Raw genomic sequence first — 18,010 nt, forward strand, 5'->3', positions numbered from 1 at the left:
GATCACGGCAGTCAGGGCCGGAAGCCGATCGAAGTTGGATAGCCTGCATCCTAGGCAACTGTCAGAACCGTGTCAATACGCCACCGTATGGTTGGTGAAAAAATAATCACCAACTTTGCTCTCGCGGCGGGTGAAGCGCGACCTAATTCCCCCTACAATGGAAGCTATCCAGAGCCGACGCCGAACACCCACGAGGAGCCGTCGGAATCTCATTGTTTAAACATTGAATCGTTGAGTTGGATGGAGGCTTAAGGCCTGCGTTCGCTGCCGATTTACAACCAATAAAAGGTGCTTTTCATGCCGATCGCTACTGCGCTTAGCGTCAACCTGAACAAGATCGCCCTGATGCGAAATTCACGTCTGTCCGGTATTCCCAGCGTCACCGAGGCGGCTCGGGTCGCGATCGCCCATGGTGCCGACGGCATCACCGTGCATCCGCGTCCGGATCTTCGCCATATCCGCCCCAGCGATGTCTACGAACTGGCGGCGATGCTGCAGGTGGAATTTAATATCGAGGGCAACCCGTTCGAAGGGGCGATGGGCGAGTATCCGGGATTTCTGGAGCTGGTACGCAAGGTGCGCCCGGCGCAGTGTACGCTGGTTCCCGATGCACAGGACCAACTGACCTCCGATCATGGCTGGGATCTGCAGCAGCACGGTCAGCAGCTCAAGCCGATCATCGATGAGCTCAAGGCGCGGGGAATCCGGGTCAGTCTGTTTATGGATGCCGATTCCGACGATATCGAGCTGGCTGCCGCCCTCGGTGCCGATCGGATCGAGTTGTACACCGAATCCTATGCCGATGCCTTTGGGTCCGAGCAGCAACAGGCCGTGTTTGAGACTTTCCTGAATGCCGCCGAGCGGGCCCAGGCCGCCGGACTTGGTGTTAATGCCGGTCACGATCTGAATCTGGATAACCTGGCACTGATGGCCAGCATTCCCAACCTGGAAGAGGTCTCTATCGGCCATGCGCTGGTTGCCGATGCTTTGATGATGGGGCTGGGTGATGCCGTCAGCGCCTACAAAGCGATCCTGGTCAAAGCCGGACTCGAGTCCGGGGTTGAGTCAAACTGATGGCGGAGTTGGACGATCGCATCACGCTGGCCTACGACAGTCACGACCGCCTGAGCCAGTACGAGCGCCTGGTCTACCCGGTGGTCTCACGACGCTCCGGCGGACTGTCGCTGGGGATCAACCTGAATCCGGATAAACGCTGCAACTTCGACTGCGTTTACTGTCAGGTCGAGCGGACCGAACAGGCGCCGGAATTCGAGCCGACCCTCGAACAGATTGAGCGAGAGCTGCGTGACTGGCTTGAGCAGATCTCCGATCAGGGTTATCGCGGTTACCCGCTGCGGGATATCGGGCTGGCCGGCGACGGTGAGCCGACCACCGTTCGGATTCTACCCCAGGTGCTGCAACTGCTGATCGATCTGAAGCGTGAGTATGCGCTGGCGGATGAGGTCAAACTGGTGCTGTTCACCAATGCCACCAAGATCGACCGTAAGGATCTTCAACCGCTATGGGCCGACTTCTATCAAGCCCGCGGCGAAGTCTGGTGCAAGCTGGACTTCTGGGATGCCGAGTCGCTTGAGCAGTTGAACCGTACCCGGGCGCCTTTTGAGCGATTGGTAGAGAAGATCAACCGTTTCGGCAGTCAATATCCTCTGGTGCTGCAGTCCTGCTTCTTCAACTGGTGTAACCAGAGTTTCACTATCGATCACTATGATCGTTACGTTGAACTGGTCGAGCAGCTGCTGAGTCAGGGAACTCAGATCAGCAAGATCCAGGCTTACACCCTGGCTCGTCAACCGGCAGAAGCTCAGGCGCGTCCGTGGACTGATGACGAGATGGACCGTCTGGCGGCCAGTTTGCGCAGACGTTTGCCGGTTGAAGTCGAACTCTTTTACGAGAAAGGCTCGGAAGAAACCGGTACGTAATAGGCTGAATCCATCTTTTTGTGCAATGCACAAAAAAGTTGTTGACTTCCCCTTGAGGGCGGCCTATATTTACACTCGTTTTTGCACTGCAACATAATTTTCTAGCAAAGGTGAACGCAATGTACGAGAAAGTACTCGAAGATATGAAGGCCCGCATGCAGCCCGTGCTGGATCTGGCTGAGACCAACAAGAAGGCCATGGAAACCCTGGCTTCTGTTCAGAAAGAATCAATGACTGACGTTGTTAACGCCAGCCTGGAACAGTTCAAGGCCGTTGCCGAGTGCAAGGAGCCGCAAGCTGCTCTGGACCTGCAGGTCAAGTTCTACAAAGACCTGGAAGCCAAGATGACTGAGTCTGCTGAGAAGAGCATCGCGGCCATCACTGAAGCCAAGGAAGCTTACGTTTCTGCGGTTGAAGATGCGGCTAAGAAGGCCACTGCTGAATTCGAAACCGCCGTTCAGAAAGCGACCGGTAAGTAAGCAGAATCCTGTTCTATCAAATCCCCCGTACCGGCCGGTACGGGGGATTTTTTTTGCCTGCGCGATACGAATATGACAGCGAGAATAAATTTTTGTGCAGTGCGCAAAAAAAGTTTGACAGCAAATTCAAAGTTGCTATATTGGAATCATTGTTGTTGCACTGCACAAGTCGATGCGCAGGTGTATAAGAAGCTTATAAACGTTGTTTTTACTTTTTGAGGATAAACCTATGTACGATCAGATGCTCGCAGAGATGAAGACCCGCATGCAGCCCGTTCTGGACCTGGCGGAAACCAACAAGAAGGTCATGGAAACCATGGCAAACGTGCAGAAAGAAGCGATGACTGACGTTGTTAACGCCAGCATGGAGCAGATGCAGGAACTGGCCAAGTGCCAAGACCCGAAAGCAGCTTTCGACCTGCAGGTTAAGTTCTACAAGGCGCTGGAAGCCAAGATGGCTGACACCACTGAAAAGAACCTGGCTGCCCTGAACGAAGCTAAAGAAGCTTTCGCTGCCGTTGTTGAGACTTCTGCCAAGCAAGCCGCTGCTGAAGTTGAAGAAGCCGTACAGAAGGTTTCTGCTCAGGTTAAAGTTGCTTAATCTTAAGTAACCGACAAAAAACCCTCCCGGTTCGCCGCGAGGGTTTTTTTGTGCTCGGCGATCTTGATCTCGAACTTAGCGGCAGACCCGATTTCGGCCCGCCGACTTGGCCCGGTAAAGCGCTTTATCAGCCGCTTTTAGGCAATCTGATTTGGCCTCGTTTTGGGCCACCCCGATGCTGATCGTGACCGAAACGCTGTCGCCTTTTGGGCTTCCCTTTCCGCGCCGCTGCTTACCCTTACGATTGCTCTTGGGCCGGTCCTGATCACGTAATTTCATCCTCGCCTGTTCGATGGTCTGGCGGATCTCTTCCAAGGGGGCCAGTGTCTGTTCCAGGTCCCGGCCGGGGAAAACCACACAAAACTCTTCGCCGCCGTAACGGTAGGCTTTGCCAAGCCGCACTTTGGATAGCTTGGCAGCCACCAGTCGCAGAACCTGATCGCCGACATCGTGGCCATAGCGATCATTGAATTTCTTGAAGTGGTCGACATCCAGCATGGCCAGGCAGTAGTGACGTCCGAGGCGCTTGAGGTGTTCATTCAGCGCCCGTCGGCCGGGAAGTCCGGTCAGCTCGTCGAGATAGGCCAGCCCGTGGCTATGGCGGAGCAGCGCAAACAACCACAGCAACAGCATCAGGCTGATCAGCAGGCTAGATAGCCGCAGCATCTGTGGCTCCAGAATCAACGTTAAAGCCAACAACGTACTGACCAGCAGGTAAGCATTGAAGCGATCCGGGCGGAGCATCAGACGTATCAGCAAGGCGGTTAGGGCTAATGGCAGTGACAGGGCGCTGATAAAGTTGAGCGGGACAGTGGTCAGATTGGTGATCCAGTTCGGAAGTGCAGCAAAACCATTCGGAACATAGCTTAATCCCTGCTGTAGCCACTGCGGTTGGTATTCAACCAGCCACAGGCAAAGGCCCAGCTGCGCCAGAATCAACAGCCAGCGCATCAGGTTGAGCAGTCCCAGGGTTCCCCGTTCGGCGTACCAGCTGATCAGCGCCAGGTTCAGCGGGAGAAGCACCAACAACGACTCGATATAAAGTGCCGAGAGTTGCTGTTGCAGGGAGAAATCGGTCAGCAGTAACCAGCCGGCGGCAAGCAGGCTGCGGCCACTGTTGAAATGCCAGCCGAGCAGAATAATCGGCGCCGTTAACAGGTAGGGCAGGTAGGGCAGCAGCTGCTCCCAAGGGGCGCTCAATAGTGGAACTTGAGGAAGCCACCACCAACCGCTACCAAACAGTAGCAGTGGAAGCAGCAGCGGTTGCAGAAATTGGAGGGGTTTGGGGACGCTCACTACTCAAGAAAGTCCATATCAGGGCCGGTTGGCAGCCCCTAGCTGGAGAGTTGCTCCAGTTGTTTGTTGACCTCGGCTTTGTAGCGCTGCTCCAGCTCCGGGCTCGTCACCGGCGTGTCATTCTGACGCGCGTCCTGAAGCAGGTCTCCCATGAGTTTGAAGGCGGTCAGGTTGGCCAGCAGTTGTTGCTTGGGCTTGCGTCGGGCCGCGTCGGCCTGAACTTCGCACAGCATGGTACTCAGTTCGGTCTTTTTGCCCTGGCTATCCAGGTCCGACAGGCAGGCGTTGTACTGACGATCGTAGGCGTTGCCGCTGTCGCGACGCAGTTGCATTAACAGGCTCAGCTTGTCGGAATAGAAGGTGGCGGTGATGGTGGTCAGATCGCTTTGACTGTTCAGCTGCCGGTAGCTTTCCAGCAGCAGTTTCATCTCCTGCTGCACCTTGTCGATCACCTCGCGATCGAAGTCTTCGTCACCGATGTGATTTTGGGCACGGCGAACCAGCAGAAAGATTTTGCTGCGGGTTTCGTTATCGGCAGCACTGAGTTTTCGCTGGGCTTCGGCCAGCTGGGCTTTGACACGCTGCAGCTCGGCCAGAGTTGCTTTGTACTCCTCCTCGTAGGAGGGGCCGCAACCGCTAACCAACAGGACGGACAGGATAAGCAAGGCGCGCAACATCGGTCGGTTCCCTCACAGTTTGACGCGGATTCTCGGGCTTCAACCGTGCCCGTTTATTTTTACTGATCAAGCATATAGCACTGCGTCTGTCTCGACCAGCATCAGCTTTCGGTGGGTTGGAATCCGGCTTGACGGTGAAACCAGTCCGCCACTGTTTTGACCGTCGTGTCGATATGTTCGAACGGCAGCATATGGCAGCCGTCGTCGACCTCAAACAGATCGAACGGCTGGCGGCTGCTGCTGATCAGGCGCCGGATATAGCTCGGTGACAGGACCTGGTCCCGCTCGCCGACAATGATGGCGCTGGGGATTCCAAGTTCGGATTCGGTGATTCGGCTACGAGCATTGTAAACGCTATCCAGCGTGCTGATCGGGTACTGCCAAACCAGACGCTCATCGACCCGGGCGAACTCGCCCATGGGGTTGTGGGTCAGCAGATTGTCGATATCGATAAAGCTGCGGAAGTCGACCTCGGCCCAGGGCATAAAGAATCGATTGATCGACAACGCCTGCCAGCCGAACTGGTGGAACATATCCGGCGGGACCTCGTTGATAAACAGGGTATGGCACATCAGCGCCTGGACGCGGGGTTCTTGTTCGGCCAATGCCAAGCCGATCCGGGAGCCGATTGAGCAGCCGAACACGCCGAAGGGGCCGCAATGGTCCTTTTCCAATTGATCGATGAGACGACGCAGTTGAGGGATTAGGGTGTCGAGTCGATAGCTGCCCCTGGAACCGCCGGAATAACCATGGCCGGGGAGATCGATGCTGAGACAGTTGAAACCGCACAACGACAGTTTGTGCAGCATTTCGCAGTAAAGCTCGGAGTAGGTGCCGATGCCGGGGATGAACAGAATCCACGGATCTTGGGGCTGCGACGGGTAAAGTTCACCGTGCAGAGGTAGCTCTCTAAACTGCAGCAATTGGCGATGTTGCAGGTAGTCCAGCAACCCCAGCTGTTGATAGATCAGACGACGATTTTCGGACAGGTGGACGTTGGCTTCGGACATACAGCGATCTCTGGTGATTGTCGTCATCATATAGGTGCGATTGAAAACAGGGAAGGGTGGATCGGCTGGCGGGCTTGTGGACCAAAGACCGATAGCCGCCGGGATTGAGTAATGATCGCTGCGATCCCTACGCCAACCTGTTACCCTGTCGCCTTCTTTTCCCGTTTCCTACAGGACTCAATAACGATGCAGATTTCCGATAACAAGGTGGTGTCTATCCACTACACCCTGACCAGCCCGGATGGTGAGGTAATCGACAGCTCCGATGGTGCCGAGCCGCTCACCTACCTGCAGGGCCACGGCAATCTGATCAGCGGGCTTGAGAAGGAGCTGGTTGGTAAATCCCAGGGCGATAAGCTCAATGTGGTGGTGGAGCCGGAAGAGGCCTACGGCAATGTGGTCGAGGAGATGATCCAGACCGTTCCGCGCGATGCCTTTACCGGTGTGGATGCCATCGAGGTGGGGATGCGTTTTGAAGCCAGCACCGCCGGTGGCCCCGTGTCGGTGGTCGTGACCGCTGTGGATGCGGAGACCGTTACCGTCGATGGCAACCACCCTCTGGCCGGACAAACGCTGACGTTTGCGGTTGAGGTGATGGAGGTTCGCGAAGCGACCGAAGATGAACTCTCCCATGGTCACGTTCACGGACCGGGTTGTAATCACTGAGTGATCGGCCTCGTTGCCCGGCAGCGGGATGGCGAGGCCATTAATCGGATCAGTGCGGCATCCGATGGGTATCGAGGGTGATCCGGCGGATCCGGCGCCCGACCATCTCCACGGTACCGGGATAGCGCTCGTCACCGGTGGAGGAGAATTCGAACCGGTAGTGACGTTTCAGGCAGAACCGCCCGTCATCGCCCCGTCCCGGCTTGATACCGCTGAGCACCAGGCTCTCATCCAGTAACTGCACATCCTGACTGTCGCAGTATTTACGCACCGCCCGCAACGCGGCGTCTTTCAGGCCGCGACCGTGCCACCAGCTGTAGCCGAGCAGGGCGATCAGAAACCACCAGAGCAGATCGGTCAGAGTCAGGTACATGGCCGCAGCAGTTCCGCTCGGGTTACCACATCAGATCATCAGGAATCTTGTAGTCGGCGTACGGATCATCCTCATCCTCGACTTCATCCTTCTTATCGTGCAGTACCACCACGATGGACACATCGCGCTGGGCGATCCGCTCGGCCACCTTGGCCGGCACCAGCTTGTAGCTTTCATCCAGGCGGACAATCGCCAGTTGGCCACGGCTGAGCTGGCCGGTTAGCAGGTCATCCAGATAGATCCGCTTGATCTTGCTGCCGTCGGTAAAGTTGTAGGCCTGCTCGCCGTCTTCACAACGAACCTCGTTGGTTTCGATCAGCTGTTTGATCTGGGCCGTGATCGCCTTCTGTTCCGCTTCCAGCTGGCGTTGGCGGTTCAGCTCGCGGTCCTTGGCGGCTTTCTCTTCCCGAGCCTGCTGGGCCAGGAGCTTGGCTTCATCGGCGTCGGTCTGCTTGCCCTGCTGTTTTTGGCGGTGCTTCTGCTTGCTGACCTGCTGGGCTTTCTTCTTGTCGACCAGTCCGGCCTTGAGCAGTTGGTCTTTCAATGAACTCATCGGGGTTGCCTGTCAGTTCCGTCTTTAGAAAAGGAGTAATCGAGAAGACTCAGTCAAGATAGGAGCAGCAGTAATCGGTGACCTGCTTGACCTTGATCTGGAACGAGCTGTTGGCCGGTACATCGAAGGACTCGCCACCAACCAGGGTACGCCAGTCGCTGGAGCCTGGCAGCAGTACTTCCACTTCACCGGCGGTGATCTCCATCAGCTCGGCCTTTTCGGTACCAAATTCGAACTCACCCGGCATCATGATGCCGAGGGTCTTTTTGCTGCCGTCGGCGAACAGTACCGCACGGCTGGTGACTTTGCCGTCAAAGTAGATGTTGGCCTGCTTGAGGACGCTGACATTATCGAACTGGGACATGGTGATTCCTTTGCAGAAAAAAATAAGGGCACCATGATAACGGCTCCGGGCGATAGCGTCAGCCGCGTTTGATCCATGACCAGCGATTGCACTTGATCGCGATCATTCCGCTCTCGTCCCGGCCGGTGAGACACTGCGATGATCAGAATTGGGTCTGCTGTGCACTGCTGTTGTCGCGAACCGCTTGGCGCTAGACTCAAACTATCGTGTTTAACCTTCGCCGAGCGGAGCTGCTGGCTCCATCGAATCAATCGGGTAGTGCGCATGTCGGCCGAACCTTCCGACAATCTGGGACTGGATCCGCAGGAGATGACCGAAGCCGCCTGGGTGGAGGTGATCCAGCAGATGGAGCAGGTCTACTCTAACCTGATCAGCTATCAGGTCGAGCTGGAGCAGAAAAACCGCGAGCTGGAAGAAGCCAATCAGCTGATCTCCAGTGTCCAGCGGGCGATGACCGAAGTGCTGATGGTGACCGATCTGTCCGGCAAACTGATCCAGCACAACGAGCCGCTGGAGCAGATGACCGGTCGAGACCGAATCGAGCTGGCCCAGCGCGATATCGCTAGCCTGTTTTCCCCCGAGGATCATCAGGTGCTGACGCTGGTGAAGCAGCACAAAGAGTTCAGCCAGCGTGAAGTGACGCTGCTCGGCATCGACGAAAACCTGCCGTTGATCGTCACCGGCAACCCGCTGCTGGACAGTAACCGTCAGGTCCAGGGCATGGTGCTGGTCGGGCGTGAGGTCAGCGAGCTGCGGCGAGCCTATGAGGATCTGGCGACCAGCCTGCAAGAGCTGAAGCTGACTCAGCAGCAACTGGTCAACTCCGAGAAGATGGCCTCGCTGGGTCGTCTGGTGGCCGGGGTCGCCCATGAGCTCAATAATCCGATCAGCTTTGTTTACGGCAACACCCATGTGCTGTCGGAGTACTGCAAGCGTTTCAGCGCCTTCTTCGAACTGTTGGATCAGGCGTCATTGCCGGAGTCGCTGCTGGAAGCCAAGCAAGGGCTGAAGATCGACAAAACTCTGCGTGATCTGCCGTCGCTGCTCGAAGGCACCACCGAAGGGGTCGAGCGGGTGCGTGATATCGTCATGGATCTGCGCCAGTTCTCCTCCGGCCAGCAGCAGGAGTTCCGACCCTTCGATCTGGTTCGCATTATCAATACCACGCTACGCTGGGTCACCAAGGAGCATCCGATCGAACTGCACTGCCGGCTGCCCGATGCACTGGAGCTGGTTGGGCATCCGGGCCGGATTCATCAGGTATTGATGAATCTGGTACAGAACTCCCTCGATGTGATCGAGGGCTTGGAGAAACCACAGCTGTGGATCGATCTCGACAGCGATGGCGAGAATGCCCGTGTGGTGGTTCGCGACAACGGGCCGGGAATCGATGAGACAATCCTGCCGCAGGTATTCGAACCCTTCGTGACCACCAAGGAGACCGGCAAGGGCACCGGGCTCGGGTTGTCGCTGAGCTACAGCTTCGTGCGTAACCATGGCGGTGAGCTGAGCGCAGCCAACCATTCCGAAGGTGGTGCCGAGTTTACCCTGATCCTGCCGTTGCAGGGATTCGAAGGCTGTCGGATCGAGTCGGCTCCTGCCGGTCTGGAGGTCTCGTCATGAATCAGCCTCGTACCAATCTGCTCTGGCTTCAATCCGGCGGTTGCGGTGGTTGCACCATGTCGCTGCTGGGGGCGGAACAGCCCACCCTGTTTGAGGCCCTGGATGCGTTCGGTATCGAGCTGCTCTGGCACGCCTCGCTGTCTGGTGGGCAGGGACCGGGGCTGACCGAATTGATCGAGCAGATCGAAGCCGGTGAATTGAAACTGGACCTGCTCTGCATCGAGGGCGCGGTGATGACCGGTCCCGGCGGCAGTGGCCTGTTCCATGTGCTGGCCGGTACCGATACTCCGATGATGACGGTGATCGAGCGGCTGGCGAAGCGGGCCGGTCATGTGGTCGCGGTGGGTAGTTGCTCGGCTTTTGGTGGCATCAACCGCAGCAACAACAATCCGGCCGAAGCGATCGGGTTGCAGTATATCGGTGAGCAGCCCGGTGGCTTGCTCGGTAGCGATTACCGTAGCGATTTGGCGCTGCCGGTGGTGAACGTCTCCGGCTGTCCGGCTCACCCGGATTGGATCCTGCAGAGCTTGCAGGCGTTGAGTCAGGGGATGCTGGATCAAACCGAACTGGACGAATACCAGCGTCCGCGCTTCTACACCGAGCACCTGGCCCATCATGGCTGCCCTCGCAACGAGTTTTACGAGTACAAAGCCAGTGCCGAGCAGCCCTGCCAATCCGGCTGCCTGATGGAAAATCTGGGCTGTCAGGCCACTCAGGCCCATGCCGATTGCAATATCCGGCTCTGGAACGGTGGCGGTTCCTGCCCGAAGGCCGGTTACGCCTGTATCAACTGCACCGCGCCGGAGTTTGAAGAACCCGGCCACCCGTTTGCAGAAACGCCGAAACTGGCCGGGGTGCCGGTGGGGCTGCCGACCGACATGCCCAAGGCCTGGTTTATCGCGTTGTCTTCGCTGTCCAAGGCGGCGACGCCGAAACGGTTGAAGGTCAACGCCACCAGCGAGACGGTCAAAATCGTCCCCAATATCTATAAGAAAAGGAGATAGAGCCTGCGAGTTGTTCACAGGTTCTGGCTAAGATGAGCAGACGTATTACGCTGGGCCCGGTCAACCGGGTCGAGGGGGAGCTGGAGGTTCAGCTGGAGCTACAGCAGGGCAAGATCGAGGCGGCCTATATCAAGTCGACCCTGTATCGAGGCTTTGAGAACCTGCTCACCGGCAAGGAACCGTTGGATGCGCTGGCGATCACGCCGCGGGTCTGCGGCATCTGTTCGGTGTCCCAGTCGGTGGCGTCGGCGCGGGCGATCGCCGACCTGGCCGGTGCCAGCATGCCCGCCAATGGCGAGCGGGTCACCAATATTATCCTCGCCACCGAAGTGGTGGCCGACCTGCTGACCCACTTCTATCTGTTCTTCCTGCCCGATTTTGCCAGCCCGGCTTACCAGGATCGCTCCTGGTATGAGGAGGCGGCGCGGCGTTTCACCGCCGTGAAGGGGGAGCGCTACGGTGGGCTGCTGAAGGCCCGTGCCGAGCTGCTGCACATCATGGGTGTGCTGGCCGGCAAGTGGCCCCACAGTATGGTGTTCCAACCCGGTGGGGTGACCAACAACGTCAGCCTTAGCGAGCAGCTGAAACTGCAGGGAATTCTGAGCGGCTTTCGCAATTATCTGGAAGCGGTGCTGTTTGGCGATCGGCTCGAGACGATCGCCGGGCTGGATTCGGTCCAGTCGCTGCAGCAGTGGCGTGAAGCCCAGCAAACATCGACGGCAGACCTGCCGTTGTGGCTGTCGATCAGCGAGGATCTGGCATTGGATCAGGCCGGTGCTGGTTATAACCGGTTCCTGGCGTTCCCGGCTTACCCGCTGGCGGGCAACCGGGTCTACCCTGGCGGTGTCTGGCTCGATGGTCAGGTTCAATCCCTGGATACCACATCGATCAACGAGCACCTCGGCAGCGCCTGGCTGGAGGGGGATATTCAGCATCCGGCCGTGGGCAACACCCGGCCGTTGGCCGAGAAGGCCGACGCCTACACCTGGTGCAAGGCACCGCGTTATCAACAACTGCCGATGGAGACCGGCTCGCTGGCGCGGCAGCTGTTGGCAGGCGATCCGCTGGCTGAGTCCTTGGTCAACGATGGCGGCAGCCAGGTCCACAGTCGGATTCTGATGCGGCTGGTGGAGATGGCCAAACTGGTGATCCAGATGGAGCGCGGGGTCCGGAAAATCAACCCGAAGGAGCCTTTCTGCCTGCCGGTGGAACTACCATCCCAGGGGCAAGGGGTTGGTCTGACCGAGGCCGCCCGTGGTGGTCTGGGCCACTGGCTGTCGGTCGAAAATGGCGTAATCAGCAACTATCAGTTGATCGCACCCACCAGTTGGAACTTCTCCCCAAGGGATAACAATGCAATCCCCGGCCCATTGGAGTTTGCGCTACAAGGGATCGATTACGAATCACCGACCGGTCAACTACGGATGCAGCATGTGATCCGCTCGTTCGATCCCTGCATGGTCTGTACCGTACACTGATCCCCGCTAAACTCTCGAAAGGGAACTTTCCCGTTCTGGCAGGTTCCGATTGGAATCTATGAAGCAAGGCGCGGGGAGGTTCTCCTCGTCGCCTGATCGGTTTATCACGGAACGGCGTTGTTATGGATTCAGTCACTCAGATCGTACTCGGCTCAGCAGTCAGCTCGGCGGTTATTGGTCGTCAGGTAGGTGCCAAGGCGGTGCTCTGGGGCGCCTTACTGGGAACCTTGCCGGATCTGGATACATTGATTCCGATGGGCGGCGCCGTGGCCGATTTCGTCTATCACCGCTCGTTCAGCCATTCGTTGTTTGTGCTGGCGGCGCTGACGTCGTTGCTGGTGTGGCTGATCCTCAAGCTGCACCCGCAGACCCGTGAGCATCGATGGCGCTGGGCGGTGGCGGTCTACGCCGTGCTGGCCACCCATGTGCTGCTGGACAGCTTTACCGTCTATGGGACCCAAATCTTCTGGCCGTTGACCGATTACCCGGTGGCGCTCGGATCGGTGTTTATTATCGATCCCAGCTATACCGTGCCGATGCTGATCGGAGTACTCGTTGCGTTATTTCTCAGGCACAGCAGAGCAGGCTACCGGGCCAATCTGATCGGCATCGGTATCAGCTCGCTTTATCTGGCCTGGGGTGTCGGGGCACAGGCCTACGTGACGAACCTGGCTGAAGCGTCGTTGGATAAGCAGTCGCTGACCCATCAGCGCTTGCTGGTGACGCCGACGCCGTTTAACTCGTTGATGTGGCGCGTGATTGCTGTCGATGATGATCATTATCGGATCGGCTACTACTCGCTGCTGGATAACACCGATCAGCTCGACACGGTACGTTATCCGCGCTCACCCGAGCTGCTGAAGGGGCTGGAGTCGCACTGGCCGGTACTCAAGCTGCAGTGGTTCAGCAAGGGGTTTTACACCATCGATGCCGAGAATAATGCGGTGGTGATCAGTGATCTGCGAATGGGGTTGGAGCCCGACTTTGCGTTCCGCTTTGTGGTCGGCGAGATCGATAATCCGCATCCGACACCGGTTCCGGATGCCCGTCTTGAAAATCCGCGTAACTGGGATCAACTGCCCACCCTGATGGCGCGGATCTGGGACTCATCGGTTCGGTTTGAACCGGGTTTAAGTCGCTAACCTCAGCGGCTATCTCTTCTCACCACGTCTGGCGCTGATTTCATCTAGCAGAAGTCGGCGCTTGCCGACTTTCCAAGTCCTTCCTCGTCAGTCGTTATGGGCTGGCAAGCGGTCGGAATCTTTGAGCTGCAGGCATAAAAAAACCCTGGCGATTGTCTCGCCAGGGTTTTTAAACGTTAAGGCTTAGTTAGCCTTACTTGGCAGCCTTCTTCTCAGCTTCTGCAGCGATAACCGCTTCAGCAACAGAGTTCGGGCAAGCTGCGTAGTGTGAGAACTCCATGGAGAACTGGCCACGACCAGAGGTCATGGTACGCAGGTGGCCGATGTAGCCGAACATTTCGGACAGCGGTACGTCAGCCTTGATGCGAACACCGGTAACACCGGCTTCTTGACCACCGATCATGCCGCGACGACGGTTCAGGTCACCGATAACGTCACCCACGTGATCTTCTGGAGTGAAGACGTCAACCTTCATGATCGGCTCCAGCAGCTGCGGGCCGGCCTTCGGCATGGACTGACGGAAAGCGCCCTTAGCGGCGATTTCAAACGCAACGGCAGAGGAGTCAACGGCGTGGAAGCCACCGTCGAACAGCTCGATCTCTACGTCCAGCACAGGGAAACCAGCCAGCGGGCCTTGATCCATCATGCCCTTGAAGCCCTTCTCGATCGCCGGGAAGAATTCCTTAGGTACGTTACCGCCAACAACGGTAGAGGTGAAGGTGAAGCCAGTGTTCGCTTCGCCCGGCTTGATGCGGTAGTCGATCTTACCGAACTGACCAGAACCACCAGACTGCTTCTTGTGGGTGTAGCTGTCTTCGATTTCCTGGGTGATGGTTTCACGGTAGGCAACCTGCGGCTGACCAACTTCCAGCTCAACGCCGTAAGTACGCTTCAGGATGTCGACCTTGATGTCCAGGTGCAGTTCACCCATACCTTTGAGGATGGTCTCACCGGAATCTTCATCAGTTTCAACAACGAAAGACGGATCTTCAGCAACCATCTTACCGATCGCGATACCCATCTTCTCGGTGCTGCCCTTGTCTTTCGGAGCAACCGCGATGGAGATTACCGGCTCAGGGAAGATCATCGGTTCCAGAGTACAAGGCGCCTTCGGATCACACAGGGTGTGACCGGTCTGAACGTTCTTCATACCGACAACGGCCAGGATGTCACCGGCCTGAGCGGTGCTCAGTTCGGTACGCTCGTCGGCGTGCATCTCAACCATACGACCGATACGCTCGGTCTTACCGGTGTAAGAGTTCAGGATGGTGTCGCCTTTGTTCAGCACACCGGAGTAGATACGGATAAAGGTCAGGGCGCCGAAACGGTCGTCCATGATCTTGAACGCCAGGGCGCGGAACGGCTCGTCGGTAGAAACGGTCGCCACTTCGCCAGTCGGCTCACCGGTCTCTTCGTCGGTCAGCGGCTGAGCGTCAACTTCGGTCGGGGACGGCAGGTAGTCAACAACCGCGTCCAGTACCAGCTGAACACCCTTGTTCTTGAACGCAGAACCACAGTAGGTCGGGAAGAAGTCCAGCGCGATGGTGCCCTTGCGGATGCAGCGCTTGATGTCTTCCATGGACGGCTCTTCACCTTCCATGTAAGCCATCATCAGCTCGTCGTCCTGCTCAACGGCAGTTTCGATCAGCTTCTCGTGGTACTCGTCGACCAGCTCGACCATATCGGCCGGAACGTCCAGTACTTCGTAGTTTTCAGGCAGACCGGAGTCGTCCCAAACGTAAGCTTTCTTGGTCAGTACGTCGACAACACCGGTGAACTCGTCTTCACGGCCGATCGGCAGGGTCATAACCAGCGGGTTAGCGCCCAGTACGTCTTCTACCTGGCCAACAACGCGCAGGAAGTCAGCGCCGATACGGTCCAGCTTGTTAACGAAGATGACACGAGCAACTTCGGATTCGTTAGCGTAACGCCAGTTGGTTTCGGACTGCGGCTCAACACCACCGGAACCACAGAATACGCCCACACCACCGTCGAGTACTTTCAGGGAGCGGTAAACTTCTACGGTGAAGTCAACGTGTCCAGGAGTATCGATGATGTTGAAGCGGTGGTCGCGCCAGAAGCAGGTAGTCGCTGCGGACTGGATGGTAATACCACGCTCAGCTTCCTGCTCCATGAAGTCAGTGGTGGATTCACCGTCGTGAACTTCACCAGTCTTATGGATCTTGCCGGTCAGCTTCAGAATACGTTCAGTAGTAGTGGTCTTACCCGCGTCAACGTGGGCGAAGATACCAATATTTCGATAATGGGATAGATCTGCCATGAGTCTGCTTCTTTAAGTCTTGATAAAATCTACAGGAATATGCTGTTTTTCGATTCTGTCGAATCACCCTTGTGAGGTGCCTTCTCAAATCGGCTGGCCATTGCCTTGGTGCAACTGGCCAACGGTATTTCTCCAATGTCGCCGAGCTTGAATACCCGTAAGTGTTCAAGAGCTTCTAAGCAGTACAATTGGACTCACCAAAGAGGAGCTGCGCCGGTGCCGATCATAGGCCCTGAATGTGCCTACATTACTCAGCCGCGGCATTGTAGCAGAAAGTCAAGATTGTGCACGGGTTTCGGGCAGGAAATTCCGGTTTTTTGCTATGGATCGTTCGAGACTTTGGAATTCAGAAAAAACCGACAGGAAATCGTAGTTTTTCAGGTAATTGTTCGATCTTATCAGCGATCAGAGCACCGGCTTGGTGGCAAGGAGGCCGCAGGGTTTGGAAAGGGCGGTGGATACCTTGCAAGGAGTCCAGGTGGCATCTCTCTCAGTAGGGCGACCAGCAATGTCAGCAACCCTGGTCCCAATCGGGGGTGCCTTGGTAGCGCTCGATCAGAAAATCCAGCAGGCTGCGCAGCGAGGCGGGCAGGTGATGGCGCGACAGGTAAACGCCCCAGAGACTGAGTTCGGGCGCTTGCCAATCGCTCAGCAGGGGTACCAGTCGGCCTTCACGAATCAGCGGGCCGACCAGGTAGCTGGGTTGCAGCGCGATACCGATCCCGGATAGTACCGCCTCGGTCAGCACGCTGGCTTCATTGGCGCTGAAGTTGCCCGACACCGGTACGGTCAGTTGCGGCTGATCGGGGCGCTCGAAACGCCAGGCACCCTTGCCGAAGTTGGAGTAGGTGAGGCAGTTGTACCGGCTCAGTTCGTCGGGGGTCTGAGGTGTTCCGTGCCGGGTCAGATAGGTCGGCGAGGCGCAAACGATCGAGCGGCAGGGTGCCAGTCGACGGGCCACCAGTCCTGGGTCTAGTTCGCCGGAGATCCGAATCGCCAGGTCGACCCGCTGCTCGATCAGGTTGATGGTATCGTCGCTGGCGATCATGTCGATCGATACCTGTGGGTAACGCGCCAGGAAGTCGGCCATCGCCGGAGCCAGATGGGCGCGGGCGAAGGAGCTGGAGGCGGTTACCCGCAAGCGCCCTCGTGGTGGTTGATCGGCCTGTTGCAGCGACGACTGAAGCTCCTCTTCGAGTTCCAGCATCTGCTGACACTGGCGCAGGCAGGCCTGCCCGGCTTCGGTCAGCGAGATGCGTCGGGTGGAGCGTTGCAGCAGCCGGGCGCCGAGCCAGTCCTCCAGTGCGTTGACACTGCGGGTGGCTTTAACCCGGCTGATATCGAGCTGCTCGGCGGCGGCGGTAAAGCTGCCCTGCTTCACCACCTCGGCGAACACCTGCATGGCTTCTAGACGATCCATCGATACCTGGCTCCGTCGATACTTATATAGTTACAAAATATGAAATAGAAAGGTGCAGTATTGTCTCTATATCTGGGCTAATCAAGCCATTAACGTAGCGTTATCTGTTTATCGATGAGAACAACACCGAGAGGAATCGACTATGAAAACGCTACGTTCACTCTGGATGGCGGTGGCCCTGAGCGCCGCGACCGTTACCGGAGCCTATGCTCAAGCCGAAGCAGCGGCCGATCCCGCGCTGGATCTCACCGTTTACAACGCCGATGCCGGCAGCTTTCACGTTAACTCGGTGCTGGTGACCGGCGAGCAGGATGCGGTGTTGATCGACGCCCAGTTCAGTCGCGCCCATGCCCACCGGGTGGTGGCCGAGATCCTCGACAGCGGTAAGAACCTGACCACCGTCTACGTCAGCCACGGCGACCCGGACTACTACTTCGGCCTGGAGGTGATCAAAGCCGCTTTCCCGCAGGTCGAGATCTACGCCAGCCAGCCGACCATCGACTGGATCAACAACACCGTCGAGAAAAAAGTCGCTTTCTGGGGGCCGAAAATGGGCACCAACGCCCCGGACCAGCCGATCATCCCGCAGTTGCTGCCCAAGCAGGGCCTGTTGCTGGAAGGCAAGGCGCTGGAAGTCAAAGGCCTGGACAGTGATTACCCCGGTCGCAGTTACGTCTGGATTCCGGCCATCAAAGCCGTGGTCGGTGGCGTGAATGTTTACAGCGACCTGCATCTGTGGGTTGCCGATGCCCAGAGCAAGGCCGATCGTCAGGGCTGGATGACGGTGTTGGAAGGGATCGAAGCGCTAGAACCGCAGCAGGTTATCCCCGGTCACGCCAGCGCCGGTGCCCCGACGGGACTGGCAGCGGTTAACTTCACTAAGGGCTACCTGAAACGGTTCGAGACCGAGCTAGATCGCAGCGCCGATTCCAGTGTGCTGATCGAATCGATGCAGGGGCTCTACCCCGAGGCCGGGCTGGGCATCGCACTGCAGATCGGTGCCAAGGTCGCCAAGGGAGAGATGAAGTGGTAAGTGCATCTCTCACATAGATGCGCAACAGAAAAGCCCGGATTGAGTCCGGGCTTTTTAATGGGCTGCTGTT

General features: G+C 57.5%; 18 protein-coding genes. 10 read left to right on the plus strand and 8 right to left on the minus strand.

Going from position 1 to position 18,010, the window contains the following annotated elements:
• Positions 1–297: 297 nt before the first annotated feature.
• The 4 genes from ACO05M_RS06640 (at position 298) to ACO05M_RS06655 (ending at position 3,020) form a co-directional block, all read left to right on the plus strand.
• A complete protein-coding gene (locus ACO05M_RS06640) occupies positions 298–1,074 on the plus strand; it encodes a pyridoxine 5'-phosphate synthase (RefSeq protein ID WP_421869192.1) in 777 nt (258 codons plus the stop codon).
• Positions 1,074–1,940: a hypothetical protein gene (locus ACO05M_RS06645; protein ID WP_421869194.1), complete on the plus strand. Its 867-nt coding sequence runs from the start codon at positions 1,074–1,076 to the stop codon at positions 1,938–1,940. The genes ACO05M_RS06640 and ACO05M_RS06645 overlap by 1 nt, the downstream gene beginning before the upstream one ends.
• Before the next feature lie 119 nt (positions 1,941–2,059).
• Positions 2,060–2,419: a phasin family protein gene (locus ACO05M_RS06650; protein ID WP_421869197.1), complete on the plus strand. Its 360-nt coding sequence runs from the start codon at positions 2,060–2,062 to the stop codon at positions 2,417–2,419.
• A 229-nt stretch (positions 2,420–2,648) separates the two neighbouring features.
• Positions 2,649–3,020, plus strand: coding sequence for a phasin family protein (locus ACO05M_RS06655; RefSeq protein WP_421869200.1), 372 nt, complete (start codon positions 2,649–2,651; stop codon positions 3,018–3,020).
• Between the two features lie 75 nt (positions 3,021–3,095).
• On the opposite strand, the gene ACO05M_RS06660 is transcribed toward ACO05M_RS06655, so the two are convergent.
• From ACO05M_RS06660 to ACO05M_RS06670, 3 genes are all read right to left on the minus strand, one after another.
• Positions 3,096–4,316, minus strand: a complete 1,221-nt coding sequence (locus ACO05M_RS06660) for a diguanylate cyclase (protein WP_421869203.1) — start codon at positions 4,314–4,316, stop codon at positions 3,096–3,098.
• Positions 4,317–4,354: 38 nt separating this feature from the next.
• The gene (locus ACO05M_RS06665; protein ID WP_421869206.1) at positions 4,355–4,993 is read right to left on the minus strand and encodes a hypothetical protein; all 639 of its coding nucleotides are present in this window, start codon (positions 4,991–4,993) and stop codon (positions 4,355–4,357) included.
• 101 nt (positions 4,994–5,094) lie between these two features.
• Positions 5,095–6,003, minus strand: coding sequence for an alpha/beta fold hydrolase (locus ACO05M_RS06670; RefSeq protein ID WP_421869209.1), 909 nt, complete (start codon positions 6,001–6,003; stop codon positions 5,095–5,097).
• Positions 6,004–6,189: 186 nt separating this feature from the next.
• Between ACO05M_RS06670 and slyD the strand changes: the two genes are divergently transcribed.
• Entirely contained in the window at positions 6,190–6,669 is a 480-nt protein-coding gene (gene slyD / locus ACO05M_RS06675; protein ID WP_421869212.1) for a peptidylprolyl isomerase, read from the plus strand.
• A gap of 49 nt (positions 6,670–6,718) precedes the next feature.
• Here slyD and ACO05M_RS06680 read toward each other — a convergent pair whose 3' ends face one another.
• The 3 genes from ACO05M_RS06680 to ACO05M_RS06690 are packed head-to-tail and all read right to left on the minus strand — an operon-like array spanning position 6,719 to position 7,959.
• The gene (locus ACO05M_RS06680; protein WP_421869215.1) at positions 6,719–7,042 is read right to left on the minus strand and encodes a DUF3301 domain-containing protein; all 324 of its coding nucleotides are present in this window, start codon (positions 7,040–7,042) and stop codon (positions 6,719–6,721) included.
• A gap of 22 nt (positions 7,043–7,064) precedes the next feature.
• Entirely contained in the window at positions 7,065–7,595 is a 531-nt protein-coding gene (locus tag ACO05M_RS06685; protein ID WP_421869218.1) for a DUF2058 domain-containing protein, read from the minus strand.
• Positions 7,596–7,644: 49 nt separating this feature from the next.
• The gene (locus ACO05M_RS06690; RefSeq protein ID WP_421869222.1) at positions 7,645–7,959 is read right to left on the minus strand and encodes a pyrimidine/purine nucleoside phosphorylase; all 315 of its coding nucleotides are present in this window, start codon (positions 7,957–7,959) and stop codon (positions 7,645–7,647) included.
• 264 nt (positions 7,960–8,223) lie between these two features.
• On the opposite strand from ACO05M_RS06690, the gene ACO05M_RS06695 reads away from it, so the two are divergent.
• The 4 genes from ACO05M_RS06695 (at position 8,224) to ACO05M_RS06710 (ending at position 13,206) form a co-directional block, all read left to right on the plus strand.
• Positions 8,224–9,582: a sensor histidine kinase gene (locus tag ACO05M_RS06695; RefSeq protein ID WP_421869225.1), complete on the plus strand. Its 1,359-nt coding sequence runs from the start codon at positions 8,224–8,226 to the stop codon at positions 9,580–9,582.
• Complete coding sequence (locus ACO05M_RS06700; RefSeq protein WP_421869228.1) at positions 9,579–10,586, plus strand: HupU protein; 1,008 nt, start codon at positions 9,579–9,581, stop codon at positions 10,584–10,586. Before ACO05M_RS06695 ends, ACO05M_RS06700 begins: the two co-directional genes overlap by 4 nt.
• Before the next feature lie 32 nt (positions 10,587–10,618).
• On the plus strand, positions 10,619–12,064 hold the full coding sequence (locus tag ACO05M_RS06705) for a nickel-dependent hydrogenase large subunit (protein ID WP_421869230.1): 1,446 nt from the start codon (positions 10,619–10,621) through the stop codon (positions 12,062–12,064).
• Positions 12,065–12,186: 122 nt separating this feature from the next.
• Positions 12,187–13,206, plus strand: a complete 1,020-nt coding sequence (locus ACO05M_RS06710) for a metal-dependent hydrolase (RefSeq protein WP_421869233.1) — start codon at positions 12,187–12,189, stop codon at positions 13,204–13,206.
• Positions 13,207–13,399: 193 nt separating this feature from the next.
• On the opposite strand, the gene fusA is transcribed toward ACO05M_RS06710, so the two are convergent.
• Positions 13,400–15,487, minus strand: coding sequence for an elongation factor G (gene fusA / locus ACO05M_RS06715; RefSeq protein WP_421869236.1), 2,088 nt, complete (start codon positions 15,485–15,487; stop codon positions 13,400–13,402).
• Positions 15,488–15,998: 511 nt separating this feature from the next.
• A complete protein-coding gene (locus ACO05M_RS06720) occupies positions 15,999–16,907 on the minus strand; it encodes a LysR family transcriptional regulator (protein WP_421869240.1) in 909 nt (302 codons plus the stop codon).
• A 142-nt stretch (positions 16,908–17,049) separates the two neighbouring features.
• Here ACO05M_RS06720 and ACO05M_RS06725 point away from each other — a divergent pair, with 142 nt between their 5' ends.
• Complete coding sequence (locus ACO05M_RS06725; RefSeq protein ID WP_421869242.1) at positions 17,050–17,940, plus strand: MBL fold metallo-hydrolase; 891 nt, start codon at positions 17,050–17,052, stop codon at positions 17,938–17,940.
• Positions 17,941–18,010 lie beyond the last annotated feature (70 nt).

Source organism: Motiliproteus sp. (assembly GCF_965230735.1).
In the GTDB taxonomy this organism is placed as follows: Bacteria; Pseudomonadota; Gammaproteobacteria; order Pseudomonadales; family Balneatricaceae; genus Motiliproteus.

Coding starts and splice junctions, on each gene's coding strand:
- ACO05M_RS06640 (WP_421869192.1), top strand. CDS start 298: ATGCCGATCGCTACTGCGCTTAGCGTCAACCTGAACAAGATCGCCCTG.
- ACO05M_RS06645 (WP_421869194.1), top strand. CDS start 1,074: ATGGCGGAGTTGGACGATCGCATCACGCTGGCCTACGACAGTCACGAC.
- ACO05M_RS06650 (WP_421869197.1), top strand. CDS start 2,060: ATGTACGAGAAAGTACTCGAAGATATGAAGGCCCGCATGCAGCCCGTG.
- ACO05M_RS06655 (WP_421869200.1), top strand. CDS start 2,649: ATGTACGATCAGATGCTCGCAGAGATGAAGACCCGCATGCAGCCCGTT.
- ACO05M_RS06665 (WP_421869206.1), bottom strand. CDS start 4,993: ATGTTGCGCGCCTTGCTTATCCTGTCCGTCCTGTTGGTTAGCGGTTGC.
- ACO05M_RS06670 (WP_421869209.1), bottom strand. CDS start 6,003: ATGTCCGAAGCCAACGTCCACCTGTCCGAAAATCGTCGTCTGATCTAT.
- slyD (WP_421869212.1), top strand. CDS start 6,190: ATGCAGATTTCCGATAACAAGGTGGTGTCTATCCACTACACCCTGACC.
- ACO05M_RS06680 (WP_421869215.1), bottom strand. CDS start 7,042: ATGTACCTGACTCTGACCGATCTGCTCTGGTGGTTTCTGATCGCCCTG.
- ACO05M_RS06685 (WP_421869218.1), bottom strand. CDS start 7,595: ATGAGTTCATTGAAAGACCAACTGCTCAAGGCCGGACTGGTCGACAAG.
- ACO05M_RS06690 (WP_421869222.1), bottom strand. CDS start 7,959: ATGTCCCAGTTCGATAATGTCAGCGTCCTCAAGCAGGCCAACATCTAC.
- ACO05M_RS06695 (WP_421869225.1), top strand. CDS start 8,224: ATGTCGGCCGAACCTTCCGACAATCTGGGACTGGATCCGCAGGAGATG.
- ACO05M_RS06700 (WP_421869228.1), top strand. CDS start 9,579: ATGAATCAGCCTCGTACCAATCTGCTCTGGCTTCAATCCGGCGGTTGC.
- ACO05M_RS06705 (WP_421869230.1), top strand. CDS start 10,619: ATGAGCAGACGTATTACGCTGGGCCCGGTCAACCGGGTCGAGGGGGAG.
- ACO05M_RS06710 (WP_421869233.1), top strand. CDS start 12,187: ATGGATTCAGTCACTCAGATCGTACTCGGCTCAGCAGTCAGCTCGGCG.
- fusA (WP_421869236.1), bottom strand. CDS start 15,487: ATGGCAGATCTATCCCATTATCGAAATATTGGTATCTTCGCCCACGTT.
- ACO05M_RS06720 (WP_421869240.1), bottom strand. CDS start 16,907: ATGGATCGTCTAGAAGCCATGCAGGTGTTCGCCGAGGTGGTGAAGCAG.
- ACO05M_RS06725 (WP_421869242.1), top strand. CDS start 17,050: ATGAAAACGCTACGTTCACTCTGGATGGCGGTGGCCCTGAGCGCCGCG.